We start from the raw sequence: 16422 nt of genomic DNA, 5'->3' as shown, positions 1-16422 counted from the left end.
CATGGTTTCGTTGCGCGGCTGGCCGTCGTTCCCTGAACAGCTCCCGGAATTCGACCCGGACCACACCCCGGAAACGCCCGAGGAACTGTTCCTCGCCTGGCTGACCGAAGCGGGCGAACACGTGCTTGCCCCGCACGCGGTCACCCTGTCCACAGTGGACGCGGACGGCGCGCCGGACGCTCGCGTGGTGATCCTGAAGAACGTCGACGAGGACGGCTGGGCGGTCGCGACCAGTGCGGAAAGCCCGAAGGGCCAGCAGCTGGCGGCGAACCCGCGCGCGGCGTTGACGTTCTTCTGGCCCGGTCGGGGACGACAGGTGCGCGTGCGCGGTCTGGTGGTCCCGGCCGCGCCCGAGGTGTCCGCCGCCGACTTTCTCGCTCGGCCGCCGGCGTCGCGCGCTGAGGCGTACGTCGGGCATCAGTCGGAGGTGCTGTCCGATCCGGCGAAGCTGACCGAAGCCGCGGCGGCGGCCGCCGGCTGGGTGGCGGAAAACCCGGACGTGGCACCGGAAACATGGACGCGCTACCTGATCCAGCCGGAGTCGGTGGAGTTCTGGCAGGCTTCGCACGACCGGCAGCACGTCCGGGTCCGCTATCGCCGAGAGGCCGCGGGCTGGGTCCGCGAACGTCTCTGGCCCTAGAGCCGGGAGTTGGCCCGTAGTACGGAGATCGCGCCGACGGTGGCGTAGCCGCGCCATTCCAGCGCGGCCGCCGGGGAGAAGCTGGCGAAGTCGACCGTCCAGCCGCCGTCGGGCTGCTGGCCCGCTTCCAGCCGGGTCAGGTCCGCTTCGATCGCGTCCGCGGTGAACAGCCGCCGGGACGGGCCGGGCAGCGGGCTGAAGGTCAGCGGACGCAGCACCTCGCCCTCGGAACCGCCCGGCACCGGGACGATCCCGTTGTCCGGCAGGAACTTCCCCAGCTTCGTCAGAAGGTCGGCAGCTTCCGGGTACCGGTCGTGCACGGCGTCGAGCAGGTGGATCGCGAAGCTCAGCTCGATGGCGTGCGGCATCTCGTCGAGATCCCGGATCGCGCGCAGGCACGTCTCGGTCGCCCGCGCGAGCCACGGATGCGCCGCGACGGCCGGGTCGTGTTCGGCGACCAGCCACGCCGCCGACGTGGTGAACGCGGTGCTCTGCAGCGAGAACACCGTCGGGTCCGCCCCGGTCCAGAAGGGAGCGCACGCGGTCGGATCGGCGACCGGGAACGCGAACGGCAGCCCGCCGTCCGGGAACGACACCGACTCCAGCCAGTCGCACAGCCGCACCGCGTCCGGGGTGGTCACCGGCGCGACGTCGGCGAACATCTCGAACGCGTGCAGCGCGCCGCCCGGCTGGCTTTCCGGCGCGCGCAGGTCCGGTTCCAGGCCCCAGCCGTAACCGCCGTCCGGATTCCGGTAGGCCGCGACCGCCGCGAGCACCTCCTCGGCCCGTCCGTTTCCTTCCAGCAGCTCGAACCGCCGCTGGTCCAGCAACCTGCCGTGCCCGGCGAGGAACGGGGCGACGGCATCCAATTTCACAGTCACCGCGCCACCGTCGCACGGGCGCGGCGGGCCGGTCTTGAACGAATCGGCCACCAGCCCGAAATGGGCGAATTACTGGGTTGGCGGCGATCGGCGTGGCACGATTTCGGAGTGACCAGCAAACCGGACGACGCACAGCGACTGGCCGATCTCGCCCGGTTACGCCGGGTGCGCGACCGGATCGACCGCGAGTACGCGCGTCCACTGGACGTCGAGGCGCTCGCGCGGAGCGTCAACGTCTCCGCCGGGCACCTCAGCCGGCAGTTCCGCGCTGCTTACGGAGAGTCGCCGTATTCGTATCTGATGACCCGTCGCATCGAGCGCGCGATGGCGTTGCTGCGGCGGGGCGATCTGAGCGTCACCGAGGTGTGTTTCGAGGTCGGGTTCTCGTCGCTGGGCACCTTCAGTACGCGCTTTACCGAGCTGGTCGGGAAGCCGCCGAGCGTGTACCGCCAGGAGGAGACCGGAGCGACCGAGGGCATGGCTCCCTGTGTAGCGAAACAGGTCACCCGACCGATCAGGAATCGAGAAGCACCCCGTTCCACGCGCACATAGTGTTACCGCCATGGAGATGACCATTCACGCGAGCTTCCTCCCGCACACCGACCCGGAAGCGACGCTGACCTTCTACCGCGACGTTCTCGGCTTCGAAGTGCGCAACAACGTCAAGTACGGGGAAATGGCCTGGATTACCGTCGGCCCGCCCGGACAGCCGGACACCTCCGTCGTGCTGCAGCCGGTCGCCGCGTTCCCCGGCCTCACCGACGACGAACGCCGGATGATCGCCGAAATGATGGCCAAGGGCACCTACGCCGCGCTGAACCTGTCCACCAAGGACGTCGACGCGACCTTCAACCAGCTGCAGGCCAGCGACGCCGAGGTCGTGCAGGAGCCGACCGACCAGCCCTACGGCGTCCGCGACTGCTCGTTCCGCGACCCGGCGGGCAACCTGATCCGCATCCAGCAAGCGAACTGAAGAGACCCGGACCGGACCCCCGGGGAAAGAAACAGGGAGAGACGATGACCAAGGCCAAGGGGAAACCCGCGCCGGAACACGCCGCTGACAGCCACGACCTGATCCGCGTGCAGGGCGCCCGGGTGAACAACCTCAAGGACGTGAGCGTCGAACTCCCGAAGCGCCGGCTGACGGTGTTCACCGGGGTGTCCGGTTCAGGCAAAAGCTCGCTGGTGTTCAGCACGATCGCGGCCGAATCGCAGCGGCTGATCAACGAGACCTACAGCAGTTTCGTGCAGGGCTTCATGCCGACGCTGGCCCGTCCCGAGGTCGATGTGCTCGACGGGCTGACCACCGCGATCATCGTCGACCAGCAGCGGATGGGGGCCGATCCGCGCTCGACGGTCGGCACCGCCACCGACGCCAACGCGATGCTGCGGATCCTGTTCAGCAGGCTCGCCGAGCCGCACATCGGGTCTTCGCAGGCGTTCTCGTTCAACGTCGCCTCGGTCAGCGGCGCGGGCGCGGTCACCGTGCAGCGCGCCGGGAAGCAGATCAAGGAGCGGCGCAGCTTCAGCATCACCGGCGGCATGTGCCCGCGCTGCGAGGGCCGCGGTTCGATCAACGACATCGACCTTTCCCAGCTGTACGACGATTCGAAGTCGCTCGCCGAGGGCGCGCTGACCATCCCCGGCTACACGCCGGGCGGCTGGAACTACCGGCTCTACACCGGGTCCGGCCTGGTCGACCCGGACAAGCCGATCCGCAAGTACACGAAGCGCCAGCTGCAGGACTTCCTGTACAAGGAACCGACGCGGATGAAGATCGAAGGCATCAACATGACCTACGAGGGTCTGGTGCCGAGGATCCAGAAGTCGTATCTGTCCAAGGACGTCGAGGCGATGCAGCCGCACATCCGCGCGTTCGTGGACCGGGCGGTCACCTTCGCGACGTGCCCGGAGTGCGACGGGACGCGGCTGAGCGAGCTGGCGCGGTCGGCCAAGATCGACGGCATGAGCATCGCCGACGTGTGCGCGATGCAGATCAGCGACCTCGCCGAATGGGTCGGGAAGCTGTCCGATCCGTCGGTCGCGCCGTTGCTGAAGTCGCTGCACGAGACGCTCGAATCGTTCGTGGAGATCGGGCTCGGCTACCTGTCGCTCGACCGGCCCGCGGGCACGCTGTCCGGCGGCGAGGCACAGCGGGTGAAGATGATCCGGCACCTCGGATCGTCGCTCACCGATGTCACGTATGTCTTCGACGAGCCCACCATCGGCCTGCACCCGCACGACATCCAGCGGATGAACGACCTGCTGCTCCGCTTGCGGGACAAGGGAAACACCGTCCTCGTGGTGGAGCACAAGCCGGAGGCGATCGCGATCGCCGACCACGTGGTCGACCTCGGGCCGGGCGCGGGCACGAACGGCGGCACGGTGTGTTTCGAGGGCACTGTGGACGGTCTGCGCGCGAGCAAAACGTTGACCGGCAAGCACTTGGACGACCGCGCCGCGCTCAAACCGTCGGTGCGGGAGCGCACGGGCGTGCTGGAAATCCGCGGCGCGAACACGCACAACCTGCAGGACGTGGACGTCGACATCCCGCTCGGCGTGCTGTGCGTGATCACCGGTGTCGCCGGATCGGGCAAAAGCTCGCTGATCCACGGGTCCATCCGGGAATCCGAGGATGTCGTGTCGGTGGACCAGACCCCGATCCGCGGGTCGCGGCGGAGCAACCCGGCGACCTACACCGGGCTGCTCGAACCGATCCGCAAGGCCTTCGCCAAGGCCAACAACGTCAAGCCCGCCCTGTTCAGCGCCAACTCCGAAGGCGCGTGCCCGAACTGCAACGGCAACGGCGTCATCTACACCGACCTCGGGATGATGGCCGGGGTGGCCACCACCTGCGAGGTCTGCGAGGGCAAGCGGTTCGACGCGTCGGTGCTGGAGTACCACTTCGGCGGACGGGACATCAGCGAGGTGCTCGCGATGTCAGTCGCCCAGGCCACCGCCTTCTTCGCCGAAGGCGACGCGAAAACCCCCGCCGCGCACCGGATTCTCGAGCGGATGGAGCAGGTCGGGCTCGGCTACCTGACCCTCGGCCAGCCGCTGACCACGCTGTCCGGCGGCGAGCGCCAGCGGCTGAAGCTGGCGACGCACATGGGGTCGAACGGCGGCGTGTACATCCTCGACGAGCCGACCACCGGCCTGCACCTCGCCGACGTGGAACAGCTGCTCGGGCTGCTGGACCACCTGGTCGAATCGGGCAAGTCGGTGATCGTCATCGAGCACCACCAGGCCGTGATGGCGCACGCCGACTGGATCATCGACCTCGGTCCCGGGGCCGGCCACGACGGTGGGCAGGTGGTCTTCGAGGGGACGCCCGCCGAACTGGTGAAGAAGAAGCGGACGCTGACCGGGAAGCACCTGGCCGCTTACGTCGGCTAGCGCCGTGCGGGAGATCTGCGACGGGCAGATCTCCCGCCTGGTCCCGCCCCCACTGCGCGAACGGGTGACTGCCCCGGCATGATCGCGGAGTGACTTCCATCCGGCCCCCCGCTGTCGTGCTGCGCCGGTGGCTAGACGACGCCGGCACCCGCCGGCGGACGGTGTTCGCGCTGGTCATCGCCGCGGTCGCGGTGGCGGCGGCCATTCTGTGGCTCGTCTGCACGATGTGGCCGCTCGACCTGGAGATCTACCGGTCCGGCGCGCGGGCGCTGGCACAGGGCGAGGACGTCTACGGCCCGCTCCCGCCGACCCGCGCCGGGCTGATCCTGCCGTTCATCTACCCGCCGTTCGCGGCCGTCGTCTTCCTGATCTTCGCCGCGCTGCCGCTGCCGCTTGGCGCGATGCTGATGCTCGCCGTCTCGCTGACCGCGCTCTGCGGAACGGTCTACGTCGTGGTCCGGCCGCGCGCTCAGCGCCGGACCGCCTTGCTGGCCGCGCTGCTGATCGGTGCCGGTTCGCTGGCCTTCGAACCGGTCCGCGAAACGTTGTGGTTCGGGCAGATCAACCTGCTGCTGATGGCGCTCGTGGTGCTCGACTGCCTCGGCCCCCGGACCCGCCTGCCCCGCGGCGTCCTGCTGGGCCTCGCCGCCGCCATGAAGATCACTCCAGCCGGTTTTCTGCTGTTCTTCCTGCTGAAAAAGGACTTCCGCGCGGCGGTGACCACGGTGGTCACCTTCGTGCTCGCCGGTGCGGCCGGGTTCGTGATCGCGCCGGAAGCGTCGACGAAGTACTGGTTCGGCGGCGGGCTGACCGGCGCGTCCGGGATGAGCGGGTCGATCTTCGCGACGAACCAGACCATCCAGGGCGCGCTGCACCGGTTCGGGCTTCCGGACACGCCGACGCTGATCCTGGTCGCCGTGCTGACCTTGGCCGCGCTGGCGCTGACCGTCCCCGCGATGCTGCGCGCCGACCCACCGATGGCGTTTCTGCTCAACACCGCGGCGATTCTGGTGTGTTCGCCGATTTCCTGGTCACACCACTGGGTGTGGATCGTGCCCGCGCTCGTGCTGTTCGCCGCCCGGGCGCACACTCGGATCGCGGTCGCCGGTTTGGCCGCCGTGGCCGCGATTTTCGTGATCGCACCCCACACGTGGCTGCCGAAGAACGGGTACCGGGAGCTGACCTGGGGACCCGTCGAGCACGTGATCGGCAACAGCTATTTGCTGCTGGCGCTGGGGTTTCTCGGCTGGCAGTACTACGCGACGCGCCGTCAGACCGCCGCGGTCTGAGGCAGCAACGGCTCCGGCAGCCGATCCGCGTGCAGGACGTGCAACGTGCTGACCGCGCGGGTGAGCGCGACGTACAACCGTTGCAGCCCACGCTCTTCCGCCGCCACGATCCGCGCCGGTTCGACCACCAGGACGGTGTCGTACTCCAGGCCCTTCGCCAAACTCACCGGTGCCAGCGTGATCCGGGCGGCTCCGTCGGTACCCAGCACCGCGTGGTCCAGCCCGCGTTCGGTGAGGGCCCGGTGCAGCTCCGGGATGTCGTCGTCCGCCGCCAGCAGCCCAATCGACCCCTCCTGCTTGAGGGCGGTCGCGCACGCCATGACCGCGGTAGCGACCGTCTCGCCGGGAGCGGTTTCGGTGAGGTGCAAGGCGTCCGCGGAATGCCGGAACGACGTCGGACTACGCAGGTCAGGCGCGATGTGCGGAAGCAGCCGAGCGGCGAAGTCGAGCACGTCCGCCGGAACGCGGTAGCCGTGCGTGAGTTCCTCGATCCGCCCGGTGGATCGTTCGAGATGGGTCAGCACCGTGGCCCAATCGCGGACCGCGGACGGACTGGTCGCCTGCGCGACATCTCCGAGCACCGTGCACGCACCGGCCAACCGGCGCGCGATCGCCCGCAGATGCATTGGGCTGAGGTCCTGCGCTTCGTCCACCACCACGTGCCCCAGCTTCGCCGGACGCTCGACCAGCGCCGCGACCTCGTCGAGCAACGCCAGATCGAGCGTTGACCAGGTCATCGCCTTCCGACTGCGCGGACGCGGACGCAGCAGCACCTCCTGCTCCTCCGCGGTCAGCACCCCGTCCGCCGCCTCCGCAAGACAGTCCTTGTCGGTGAGCAGGTCGTGAATCAGCCGCGCGGGCTCGACCGCCGGCCACATCTCGCGGACCAGCTTGGTGATCGCGCCGTTGCGGCGGAGCTGATGCAGGGTCGCGCTCGTCCCGCCGGCCCGCTCCATCTCCCGGAGAATCCGATGCGCGAGCCGCTGGGCCAGCAGTTCGCGACCAGCGCTGTAGTCCGCGCCGCGGCTGAGGATTTCCGCCAGTTCCTCGGCGATGTCCTCCGGATACAGCCGCCAGGTCCGGTGCTGGTACTTGACCTCGAGCGTCCGGTCGACCGGCCGGATCCGCGCCCACAGCTGCCGCCGGACGACCTCCGCCATCCGGACGTCCCCCTTGACGCGTGCGGTGCGCGGATCGTCGACGCGCTCGGCCGGAAGCCCCGCGCCGGTCAGTTCGTCAATCGTGGCCTGGGAAACCGCCACCTCGCCGAGTGCCGGCAGCACGCCCGCGATGTAGGAGAGAAACGACCGGTTCGGCCCGATCACCGCGACCCCGCCGGCTTTCTGCAGCCGGACCCGCTCGGTGTAAAGCAGGTACGCCAGCCGATGCAGCCCGACCGCGGTCTTCCCAGTCCCCGGCGCGCCCTGAATGCAGAGCGTCCGGTCGACCGGTGCCCGGACCAGCCGCATCTGGTCCGGTTGAATGGTGGCGACGATGTCCCGCATCGGCCCCTGCCGCGGCCGCTCGATCTCCGCCGTGAGCAGCCGATTCGCCGACGAACCGGGCCGGTCGAGCGGTTCGTCCTCGTACGCGCTGAGCAGTCCCGCCTGATCGAAGCCGTAGCGCCGCCGGACCCGCACCCCCATCGGATGGTCGTGATCAGCTTCGTAAAACGCCCTCGCGAGCGGTGCCCGCCAATCGATCACCAGAGGTTCGCCGTCGTCGTCCCGGATTCCTCGGCGCCCCAGGTAAACCAGGTCATGCTCCGGCGACCGGGTATGCGACCCGCGCGCGGCTTCGTAGACCTCGCCCGGCGGATAGTCGAGGTGGCCGAAGAAGAGCGGCGCGTCGTCGATATCCGCTAGCTCCTCGGCGATCTCGGTGCGAAACTGCCGGAGGACGTGATTGAAGTACTTGTCGTCGACCGCGTCGCCCTCGCCCATCCCTGTCTCGATCGCGGAGTTGATCTCCTTCCGCATGCGGTCCAGCTCCGCGCGACAGGCCTGGAGATACTCGCGCTCCGCCCGGATCTCTGGTTCCACTCCCGCCCCCTGTTTTTTGACTAGGTTAAATATACAACTCAGTCAAGTTTTTATCCGGGTTCGGGTTCCGGCTAGGCTGACGCCCGTGACAGGACTGCGCGAGCGCAAACGCCGCCGCACGAGGGAAGCGATCGCCTCGGCGGCGCTGCGCCTGTTCCGGGAGTCGGGCTTCGACGGGGTCTCGGTCGCCGACATCGCGGCCGAGGCGGAGGTCTCGAAGCCGACGCTGTTCGCGTACTTCCCGACCAAGGAAGACCTGGTCATCCACCAATTCGCCGACGACAACGGCCCGGCGGAAATCGTCCGCGCCCGGGCGGAGGGCGAGTCGGCGCTGTCCGCGCTGGAACGGTCCTTCCTGGCGCGGCTTGCCGACCACGACCCGCTGACCGGCCTGAACGACTCGCCGGACGCGATCACCTGCCACACCCTGCTGTACTCGACGCCGTCGCTGCTGGCCCGGCTGGCCACGTACCTGCTGGAGAAGGAGCAGGAACTGGTCGAGGAACTGCAGGCGTCGTGCGGGGTTTCGGACGAGTTCACCGCGCGACTGGTGGCGGCGCAGATTTTCGGCGCGCAGCGGATTTTGGGGTTCCACAACGCCCGGGAGATCCGGTCCGGGCGAAGCGCCGCCGAGACGTATCCGGCGGCGGTCGACCGGGCGGAAGCGGCTTACCGGGTGTTGACGGAGGGGCTGTCCTCAGTGCTGTGACGCGGGGCGCGTGCCGTGAGGGGTTGTCGTCCGCGAGGGACCCTTCACGACCCCAGATTCCCATGCCGGGGACTTGATGCGGCGTTATGGGCGTAGCCGAGGCGTGTCCGCCCAGGCCGAAAAGGCTGGTGGACCGGGTTGGCTTGCGCCGAGCCGACGCGGGGCAGCGGGAGCTGAGTGTGTCGTCTGTGAGGGGGCCCCTGAGGGAATCTGATTCCCCCAGGGACCCCCTCACAGACCTGGAGAAACGGGCATTCCGGCGTCAATCGGGTATTTCACCGACCTGTGCGTCCTTTATGGACGGTCAACAGGCTGGGGCCGCCCGGCTTAAGCCCCTCGCGTTGGGAACCTGATTCCCTCAAGGTGGCCCTCACGGACCCTGAACCGGAACGGTTACGCGGCCGACTTGCGAGGTGTCACGTACCAAACCGTGCACCCCACCGCCACATACAGCAGCCCCATAATCCAAGCCACCCCCACATACCCGATGAGATGCGCGAACAACGCCACCAGCAACGGACCGGCCAAAGTGGACAGTCCGGCCCCGAGATTGAGGATCGACAGCGCCGCCCCCTTGTTGGACTTCACGATGTTCGCGACGATCGCGTCCAGCGGCACATACCCGGCGATGCACATCCCGAGCAGCAATCCCACGATCAGCAGCGCCCAGTAATTATGCCCAAACACCTGCGGCGCATAGAAAAACGCCAGTACCGACACCGCCCCGCCGAAGCCGCCGAAGTACGCGATCGTCCGCTTCCAGCCCATCCGGTCGCCGAGGTGTCCCGACAGCAGGTTGAACACGATGTTGGACAGCCAGATCGTTCCCCAGATGCTCAGCCATTCCGACGTGCTGTACCCGAACTGCTGCAGGTAAAGCGGCACGAACACCGGCAACCCGAACTGCGGCAACGTGTTCACGACGCGAATCCCGAGCACCAGCAACAGCCGCGGTTCGGTGCGCACGATGGTGAACAGCGACGCCAGTTCCCGCCACCGATGGGCGGTGCGGTCCGGTTTGATGTCGTCGCGGTTCAGCACCACGATCGCGAACGTGCCGAGCGCGGCCCACGCGATGGTGCACCACAGCACCGGAATCTCGCCCATCGCTTTGATCAGCAGGTCCGAACCGTACGCGCCGACCACGCTCATCCCGCCGGAAAAGGCGAACCAGAACCAGCCGTACGCCGCGCTCATCCGGTCGCGTTCGGCACGGTAGGCGATCCAGACCAGGAACGAATACGAGAACAGCGGATAGCTGAACCCCTTGATCGCGTAGCCGGCGAACAGCGCCCACACCGCCTGCTGCTGCACGCCGACCAGGACGAACAGCGTGGTACCGGCGGTGAACAGCAGGAACGCGATCAGCATGGTGCGTTTCGCGCCGACGATCTCGAAGAACACCCCGGACAGCCAGGACGCGATCGAAACCGTGACCCCGTAGGTGGAGAACACGGCGGCGACGACGCTGACGTCGACACCCCGGTCCACGAGGTACGGGCTCAGCCAGCTCAGTTCGAGACCGATGCCGACCATGAACAGGAAAATGCCGGCGAAACCCCAGGAGATCTTTTTCGGGATCCCGATCCGGGACAGCAGGTCTCGCGGCGGCGCTTCGGGGACGGTGTTGACCATGGGAGACAGCCGTTCTGTGCGGGCGCTACTGCGCGGTCCAGCCACCGTCGGCCGGCAGGATGACGCCGGTCAGGTAGCTCGACTCGTCGGAGGCGAAGAACAGGGCGATGTTGGCGATCTCCTCGGAGGTGCCCATCCGGCCGAGCAGGTTGTTCGAGAAGTGCTCCTCGTCCTCGGCGCTCTTGATCGCGTCGGCCATCATCGGGGTGCGGATCGAACCAGGGCAGATGCAGTTGACGCGCACGCCTTTGCGGCCGTAATCCACCGCCCACACCCTGGTCAGCGCGACGAGCCCGCCCTTGGACGCGGTGTAGGCGTCCGCGCCGGGCATGCCGACGATGCCGTTGATCGACGCGTTGTTGATGATCGAACCGCCGCCGCCCTCGATCATGATCGGCAGGACGTGCCTGGTCACATTGGCCGCACCGTCGAGGTTGATCTCCAGGATCTTGCGCCAGTGCGACGGAGGCGTGTCCAGCACCGTGGTCATGTTGTAGGTGTCGTTGGACGAGTAGCCGATCCCGGCGTTATTGAATAACACGTCGATCGTGCCGAACTCGGCGCGCACCGCGGCAATCGTTTCCGCGACCGCGGGTTCGTCGGAGATGTCTAGCTGGTGGAAGACGGCCCGACGCCCGGCCTCGGTCAGTTCGGCGGCCACGGCTTTGCCCTGGTCAGCGCTCCAGTCCAGCAGCACGACCGCCGCGCCCTCCTCGGCGAACCGGCGCGCGGCCGCGGCGCCCTGCCCGCTCGCGGCGCCGGTGATCACGGCGACTTTGCCGTCCAGCCTCATGAGCAACTCCTCTGTCTGTGATGCGATCACAGTGGAGGCTACGCTTTTGCGAAACTATCACACAAGACCTGATGTTTTTGAGAATTTGTGTGATAAAGTCACAACATCATCCGGACAGCGGCGAGGAGAGAGGTCCCATGGCGGGCGATGTCAGCGAGCGGCAGCGACTGATCCGCGAGTGCGTAGTGGCTCACGGCGAGATCACGTTCGCCGATCTCGCCGACGAGTTCGACGTCTCCGAGATGACGATCCGCCGCGACATCGACGTGCTCGCCGCCGCGGGTTCGGTGCGCAAGGTGATCGGCGGCGCGATCGCGATCGGCAAGTTCGCCGAGCCGTCCTTCGAGTCCCGCGCGGACCTCGAAGCCGCAGGTAAACAGCATATCGCCGAGGCCGTCGTCAGTCGGCTGCGCTCGCGGGAAACGGTGATCCTCGACAGCGGCAGCACCGCGCTCGCGGTCGCCCGGGCACTCAAGGGCTCCGGTCTCGGGCTCACTGTGCTGACCCCGAGCGTCCTGGTCGCGGTCGAACTCGCCGGCGAACCGGACACCACGGTGCTGCTGGCCGGCGGCCTGGTCCGGCCCGGCGAACTGAGCCTCATCGGCACCGAAACCGTCGAATGGTTCGCCCGCTACAACTGCGACACGTTCGTCATGGGCGTCGCCGGCGTGGCCGTCACCCGCGGGTTCACCGACTACCACCGCGACGAAAGCGCGGTGAAGCGCGCCGCGATCGCCGCCGCCGACCGGCTGATCGTGGTCGCCGATCACACCAAGCTCGACCGCTCCCACCTGGTCAACATCGCCCCGCTCGACGCGGCGGAAATCCTGGTGACCGACGGGGAGCCCGACCATCCGGTGGTCGCCGCGGCCGCGCAGAGCGGCATCGAGGTGATCACCGTGGCCAGCCCGAAAGCCAAGTCCTGACCTCGGCGATCAGCGCGGATCGCCGCTGCAGTACCGACAAGAAAGAGCACTCTCGCATGACCACCTGGCTTGACGACGTCTTCGCCGCGCCCAAACCGATTATCGCGATGCTGCACCTGTCCGCGCTGCCCGGCGATCCCGGGTACGACAGCGCGGCGGGCATCTCCGCGATCGTGGACCGGGCGAAGGCCGAACTGGACGCACTGCAGACCGGCGGCGTCGACGGCGTGATGATCTCCAACGAGTTCAGCCTGCCGTACCTCACCCAGACCGAGCCGATCACCGCGATCTCGATGGCTCGCGTCATCACCGAGCTGCTGCCCGAGATTTCCGTGCCCTACGGGGTAAACGTGCTGTGGGACGGCCGCGCCTCGATCGATCTCGCGGTCGCCACCGGCGCGCAGTGGGTGAGAGAAATTTTCACCGGCGTCTACGCCAGCGACTTCGGACTGTGGAACACCAACATCGGCGAGGTCGCCCGGCACCGGCACCGGATCGGCGCGGACGGCGTGAAGCTGCTGTTCAACATCGTGCCGGAATCGGCGGCGTACCTCGCCGAGCGGAGCCTCGCGTCCATCACCGCGAGCACGGTGTTCGCGACGCTGCCGGACGGGATCTGCGTTTCCGGCCTCACCGCGGGCGCGCCGACCGACACCCAGTCGCTGAAGATCGTCAAGGACGCGGCCGGTTCGGTGCCGGTTTTCGTGAACACCGGCGTGAAGGCGCACAACGCCGCGGACCAGCTGGCCATCGCCGACGGCGCGGTCGTGGGCACCTACTTCAAGGAGGACGGCGTCTTCGAGAACCGCGCGAGCGTCGACCGTGTGCGCGAACTCGTCGGTGCGGTGCGCGACTTCCGCAAGACCCTGTAAGGCTCGGTAAGGAAAAACCATGACTGTCGTGCTCGGGGTGGACATCGGCACCTATGAGGCGAAAGGCGTGCTGGTGCGCGCGGACGGGCACATCGTCGCGCAGCACCGGCGGCCGCACCGGGTCACCGTACCCGCGCCGGGCTTCCTGGAGCACGACCCGGAAACCGTGTGGTGGCAAGGCTTCATCACGGTCGCCACCGCCCTGCTCGCCGAAAGCGGACTGTCCGCAATGGACATCGCCGCGGTGGCGGTGAGCGGGATCGGCCCGTGCGTCCTTCCGATCGACGCCGGCGGAAATCCGTTGCGCGGCGCGATCTTGTACGGCGTGGACGCGCGGGCCGAGGAGCAGATCGCCCAGCTCAACGACGCGCTGGGCCCGGTCGAGGTGCTGCGCAGCGGTACCTCGCTCACGTCGCAGTCGGCGGGTCCGAAGGTCAACTGGATCGAACAGCACGAGCCAGAAGTCTTCGCCCGCACCGCGAAATTCGTGACCTGCCAGACGTTCGTCACCGGACGGCTCACCGGCCGCTGGATCATCGACTACGCCACCGGCGCGTATTACCACCCGTTCTACGACCAGCGCACCCACACGTGGAACCTCGACGGAAACCCGGGCACGCTGCGGATCGAGCAACTGCCCGAACTGGGCTGGTCATCCGACATCGCCGGTGAGATCACCGCGTGGGCCGCGGCCGAAACCGGGCTTCGCGCGGGCACTCCGGTGCTGGTCGGCGCACCCGACGCGGCCGCCGAAGCACTCAGCGCGGGCGTGACCTCGCACCGCGACATGATGCTGATGTACGGCTCGTCGCACTTCCTCATCGAAGTGCTGGACACGCCGCACAACTCGCCCAACCTGTGGCCCGCCCCGTTTCTGTTCCGCGACACCTACCTGCTCGCCGCCGGAACCGCGACCGCGGGCAGCTTCACCCGCTGGTACGCCGACCTGCTGGCCCCCGACGCGGGCGGCAGCGACGAGGTGTTCGGCGAACTCGCCGACCTGGCCGCGAAATCCCCGCCCGGCGCACGCGGCCTGCTGGCCCTGCCGTACCTGAGCGGCGAACGAACCCCGCTGTACGACGCGGGCGCGCGCGGCGCTTTTCTCGGTCTGTCCCTGGACCACAACCGCGGCGACCTGGCCCGGGCGGTAGTGGAGTCGATCGCCCACAGCGCCGCCGCCGCGCTGCGCTCGTTCGACGCGGAAGGCCTTCCACCCCAACGCATCCGGGCGGTCGGCGGCGGTACGAAGAACCGCGTCTGGGCCCAAGCGGTCACCGACATCAGCGGCTATCCACAGGAAATCGTGTCCGGCCCCGGCGCGGCCTACGGAGACGCCATGCTCGCCGCCCGCGCGGTACTGCATCCGCGCGACCTCGACCAATGGGTCACCCCGACCGCGACCCTCGTGCCCCGCCCCGAGCACACCGCGTTGTATGCCCGGCAACGCGAACTGTTCGACGAGTTCTACCGCGCCACCCGGCCGATCCTGGCCGGCCTGACCGAACTGAGGGAGTCATGACCGACCAGCGCTGGGCGCAGCTAGCCGACCACATCGCGACCCGGCTGGAGGTGACGGCCGACTCGCGAGTGAGCATTTTCGTCAACGACGCGGCCGCGCTGCCCGGTGCGCACGCGCTGATCCAAGCGGTCACCCGGCGCGGCGCGGCCGTGCAAACCGTCTACACCAGCGAATTCGCCGAAGCCGACGCACTGGCCGCGTACGACCTGGACCAGCTCGCCGCCCCCGCGCCGGTCGAACGCGCCGCGATGGAATGGTCCACCGTGCACGTTTCACTGCGTGCCATGCTGTGGCCGGAAGCCGACACTTCGTCCATTGTGGACCTGCCACAACGCCTGGCCGCCTTGCGTACCGCCAAGGGCGTCGTCTCCACCCTGCGCTGGCAAGGCACCCGCTGGGCAGTGGTGCGCGTCCCGACCCCGGACTGGGCCGCCCGGATCAACGTCCCGGCGGAAACCCTGCTCAACGAGTTCTTCGCCGGTGCCCTGGACGACTGGGACGCGAACCGCGAGCGCTGGCAACCCGTCGCCGACGCCCTCACCAACGGCGCGGAAGTCACCATCACCTCCGCCGACACCGACCTGACCCTCGGCATCGCCGGCCGCCGCGGCGTCCTCTTCGCCGGAGACGCGAACCTCCCCGACGGCGAAGTGGCCACCGCCCCGATAGACAACCAGGTCGATGGCCACATCACCTTTGCCGGCACCGCGATTTTCGCCGGTCAGGTCTTCGAGGATCTCCGGCTGGACTTCGCCGCCGGCCAGGTCGTGGACGTCCGGGCCACTCGCGGCGCGGAGGTCGCCCGCGCCCTCATCGACACCGACGAAGGCTCGCATCGGGTCGGTGAACTGGGCATCGGCGTGAGTTCCGCGGTCCGGCAATGGACCGGCGACCTGTTCATCGACGAGAAGATCCTCGGCACCGTGCATCTCGCGCTGGGCCGGGCGTACCCGGAATGCGGCGGGGTGAACCAGTCCTCGCTGCATTGGGACATCGTCAAGGATCTCCGGTCGGGTGCCCCCGGTGGCGGCGGCACCCTGGCGATCGACGGAACCCCCGTCGTCGACCGCGGCCACGTGGTGTGGCCTGGGCTGAGCTAGTTCTGGTCCGGGTTGTCGATCGGCGCGCCGTGGTATCCGGTGCCCTGGTCCTGCGCGGCCGGCGGGTCGACCGGAACCCCGTGGTAGCCGGTCCCCTGCTCCTGGCGGTTCGGAGCGTCCGGGTTGTCGATCGGGGCGCCGTTGTAGCCCGTGCCCTGCTCCTGCGGGTCCGGAGTGTTCTCGTCCTTGGGCGGGGTGGTGTGCATCTTGAGGCCGTCCTTCTCGCACCGGACCTCGTGCGAGCCCTCCGCACCGGTGTCGGTCAGGCACTGCCAGCCCTGGACGGTCATCATGTAGTTGACCCCGACGGCCTTGTCGATATTGTCGAAGTATTCGGTCATCACGTTGAACGCTTCGGTGCAGCCAACCGTACCGGCTTCAGTCGCATCAGCAATCAAAGAAACCTTGCGCGGCCCGACGGTTCCACCGTGCGCACTGCAATTAACGTCCTCCGAATTACCCCCGCCACCGCCGCTGCCGCCCTTTTTTACCGGCGCGTCCGGCTGCTGGACCTGGCTCTTCGCCGCGACGTTCACCGGGGCGGACTGGTTGCTCGCCGGTGCGGCTGAATTCTGTCCAGAGCACGCGGAAAGCAGCGCGACCGCACCCAGCGCCGCTCC

The 16422-nt window shown here is 68.3% G+C and carries 15 protein-coding genes; 10 read left to right on the top strand and 5 right to left on the bottom strand.

What is annotated here, in order from left to right; all coding sequences use genetic code 11:
- Nucleotide 1 precedes the first annotated feature (1 nt).
- Entirely contained in the window at nucleotides 2-640 is a 639-nt protein-coding gene (locus tag ACFSVL_RS29105; protein WP_378308748.1) for a pyridoxine/pyridoxamine 5'-phosphate oxidase, read from the top strand.
- On the opposite strand, the gene ACFSVL_RS29100 is transcribed toward ACFSVL_RS29105, so the two are convergent.
- Nucleotides 637-1521: a hypothetical protein gene (locus ACFSVL_RS29100; protein ID WP_378308747.1), complete on the bottom strand. Its 885-nt coding sequence runs from the start codon at nucleotides 1519-1521 to the stop codon at nucleotides 637-639. The two genes, ACFSVL_RS29105 and ACFSVL_RS29100, sit on opposite strands and share 4 nt — an antisense overlap.
- 108 nt (nucleotides 1522-1629) lie before the next feature.
- Here ACFSVL_RS29100 and ACFSVL_RS29095 point away from each other — a divergent pair, with 108 nt between their 5' ends.
- From ACFSVL_RS29095 to ACFSVL_RS29080, 4 genes are all read left to right on the top strand, one after another.
- Nucleotides 1630-2073 (top strand): helix-turn-helix transcriptional regulator, encoded by a 444-nt coding sequence (locus ACFSVL_RS29095; protein ID WP_378308746.1) that lies wholly within the window; start codon nucleotides 1630-1632, stop codon nucleotides 2071-2073.
- Between the two features lie 10 nt (nucleotides 2074-2083).
- Entirely contained in the window at nucleotides 2084-2494 is a 411-nt protein-coding gene (locus ACFSVL_RS29090; protein ID WP_378308745.1) for a VOC family protein, read from the top strand.
- Nucleotides 2495-2538: 44 nt separating this feature from the next.
- Nucleotides 2539-4917, top strand: coding sequence for an ATP-binding cassette domain-containing protein (locus tag ACFSVL_RS29085; RefSeq protein WP_378308744.1), 2379 nt, complete (start codon nucleotides 2539-2541; stop codon nucleotides 4915-4917).
- Between the two features lie 89 nt (nucleotides 4918-5006).
- A complete protein-coding gene (locus tag ACFSVL_RS29080; RefSeq protein WP_378308743.1) occupies nucleotides 5007-6206 on the top strand; it encodes a glycosyltransferase 87 family protein in 1200 nt (399 codons plus the stop codon).
- Here the strand turns inward: ACFSVL_RS29080 and ACFSVL_RS29075 are convergent.
- Nucleotides 6188-8248, bottom strand: coding sequence for a HelD family protein (locus tag ACFSVL_RS29075; RefSeq protein ID WP_378308742.1), 2061 nt, complete (start codon nucleotides 8246-8248; stop codon nucleotides 6188-6190). The genes ACFSVL_RS29080 and ACFSVL_RS29075 overlap by 19 nt on opposite strands.
- An 85-nt stretch (nucleotides 8249-8333) precedes the next feature.
- Between ACFSVL_RS29075 and ACFSVL_RS29070 the strand changes: the two genes are divergently transcribed.
- On the top strand, nucleotides 8334-8957 hold the full coding sequence (locus tag ACFSVL_RS29070; RefSeq protein ID WP_378308741.1) for a TetR/AcrR family transcriptional regulator: 624 nt from the start codon (nucleotides 8334-8336) through the stop codon (nucleotides 8955-8957).
- Nucleotides 8958-9350: 393 nt separating this feature from the next.
- Here ACFSVL_RS29070 and ACFSVL_RS29065 read toward each other — a convergent pair whose 3' ends face one another.
- Both ACFSVL_RS29065 and ACFSVL_RS29060 read right to left on the bottom strand, forming a co-directional pair.
- Nucleotides 9351-10592 (bottom strand): MFS transporter, encoded by a 1242-nt coding sequence (locus tag ACFSVL_RS29065; protein WP_378308740.1) that lies wholly within the window; start codon nucleotides 10590-10592, stop codon nucleotides 9351-9353.
- A 25-nt stretch (nucleotides 10593-10617) separates the two neighbouring features.
- Nucleotides 10618-11385 (bottom strand): SDR family NAD(P)-dependent oxidoreductase, encoded by a 768-nt coding sequence (locus tag ACFSVL_RS29060; RefSeq protein ID WP_378308739.1) that lies wholly within the window; start codon nucleotides 11383-11385, stop codon nucleotides 10618-10620.
- A 137-nt stretch (nucleotides 11386-11522) separates the two neighbouring features.
- On the opposite strand from ACFSVL_RS29060, the gene ACFSVL_RS29055 reads away from it, so the two are divergent.
- From ACFSVL_RS29055 to ACFSVL_RS29040, 4 genes are read left to right on the top strand one after another with little or no spacing between them, the layout of a single operon-like run.
- Nucleotides 11523-12311 (top strand): DeoR/GlpR family DNA-binding transcription regulator, encoded by a 789-nt coding sequence (locus ACFSVL_RS29055; RefSeq protein WP_378308738.1) that lies wholly within the window; start codon nucleotides 11523-11525, stop codon nucleotides 12309-12311.
- Between the two features lie 56 nt (nucleotides 12312-12367).
- Nucleotides 12368-13183: a BtpA/SgcQ family protein gene (locus ACFSVL_RS29050; protein WP_378308737.1), complete on the top strand. Its 816-nt coding sequence runs from the start codon at nucleotides 12368-12370 to the stop codon at nucleotides 13181-13183.
- Between the two features lie 19 nt (nucleotides 13184-13202).
- Complete coding sequence (locus tag ACFSVL_RS29045; protein ID WP_378308736.1) at nucleotides 13203-14702, top strand: FGGY-family carbohydrate kinase; 1500 nt, start codon at nucleotides 13203-13205, stop codon at nucleotides 14700-14702.
- Complete coding sequence (locus tag ACFSVL_RS29040) at nucleotides 14699-15802, top strand: aminopeptidase (protein ID WP_378308735.1); 1104 nt, start codon at nucleotides 14699-14701, stop codon at nucleotides 15800-15802. The genes ACFSVL_RS29045 and ACFSVL_RS29040 overlap by 4 nt, the downstream gene beginning before the upstream one ends.
- Here ACFSVL_RS29040 and ACFSVL_RS29035 read toward each other — a convergent pair.
- Entirely contained in the window at nucleotides 15799-16338 is a 540-nt protein-coding gene (locus tag ACFSVL_RS29035; protein ID WP_378308734.1) for a hypothetical protein, read from the bottom strand. The genes ACFSVL_RS29040 and ACFSVL_RS29035 overlap by 4 nt on opposite strands.
- Nucleotides 16339-16422: the final 84 nt, after the last annotated feature.

It is taken from the genome of Amycolatopsis silviterrae, from assembly GCF_042684085.1.
GTDB classification, from domain to species: domain Bacteria; phylum Actinomycetota; class Actinomycetes; order Mycobacteriales; family Pseudonocardiaceae; genus Amycolatopsis; species Amycolatopsis silviterrae.
The sequence above is the reverse complement of the archived record's forward strand: the minus strand, read 5'-3'. Positions and strand labels throughout refer to the sequence as shown.

Excerpts from the sequence above, each read along its gene's own strand:
- ACFSVL_RS29105 (WP_378308748.1), top strand. The coding sequence starts at position 2 with ATGGTTTCGTTGCGCGGCTGGCCGTCGTTCCCTGAACAGCTCCCGGAA.
- ACFSVL_RS29090 (WP_378308745.1), top strand. The coding sequence starts at position 2,084 with ATGGAGATGACCATTCACGCGAGCTTCCTCCCGCACACCGACCCGGAA.
- ACFSVL_RS29085 (WP_378308744.1), top strand. The coding sequence starts at position 2,539 with ATGACCAAGGCCAAGGGGAAACCCGCGCCGGAACACGCCGCTGACAGC.
- ACFSVL_RS29065 (WP_378308740.1), bottom strand. The coding sequence starts at position 10,592 with ATGGTCAACACCGTCCCCGAAGCGCCGCCGCGAGACCTGCTGTCCCGG.
- ACFSVL_RS29060 (WP_378308739.1), bottom strand. The coding sequence starts at position 11,385 with ATGAGGCTGGACGGCAAAGTCGCCGTGATCACCGGCGCCGCGAGCGGG.
- ACFSVL_RS29055 (WP_378308738.1), top strand. The coding sequence starts at position 11,523 with ATGGCGGGCGATGTCAGCGAGCGGCAGCGACTGATCCGCGAGTGCGTA.
- ACFSVL_RS29050 (WP_378308737.1), top strand. The coding sequence starts at position 12,368 with ATGACCACCTGGCTTGACGACGTCTTCGCCGCGCCCAAACCGATTATC.
- ACFSVL_RS29045 (WP_378308736.1), top strand. The coding sequence starts at position 13,203 with ATGACTGTCGTGCTCGGGGTGGACATCGGCACCTATGAGGCGAAAGGC.
- ACFSVL_RS29040 (WP_378308735.1), top strand. The coding sequence starts at position 14,699 with ATGACCGACCAGCGCTGGGCGCAGCTAGCCGACCACATCGCGACCCGG.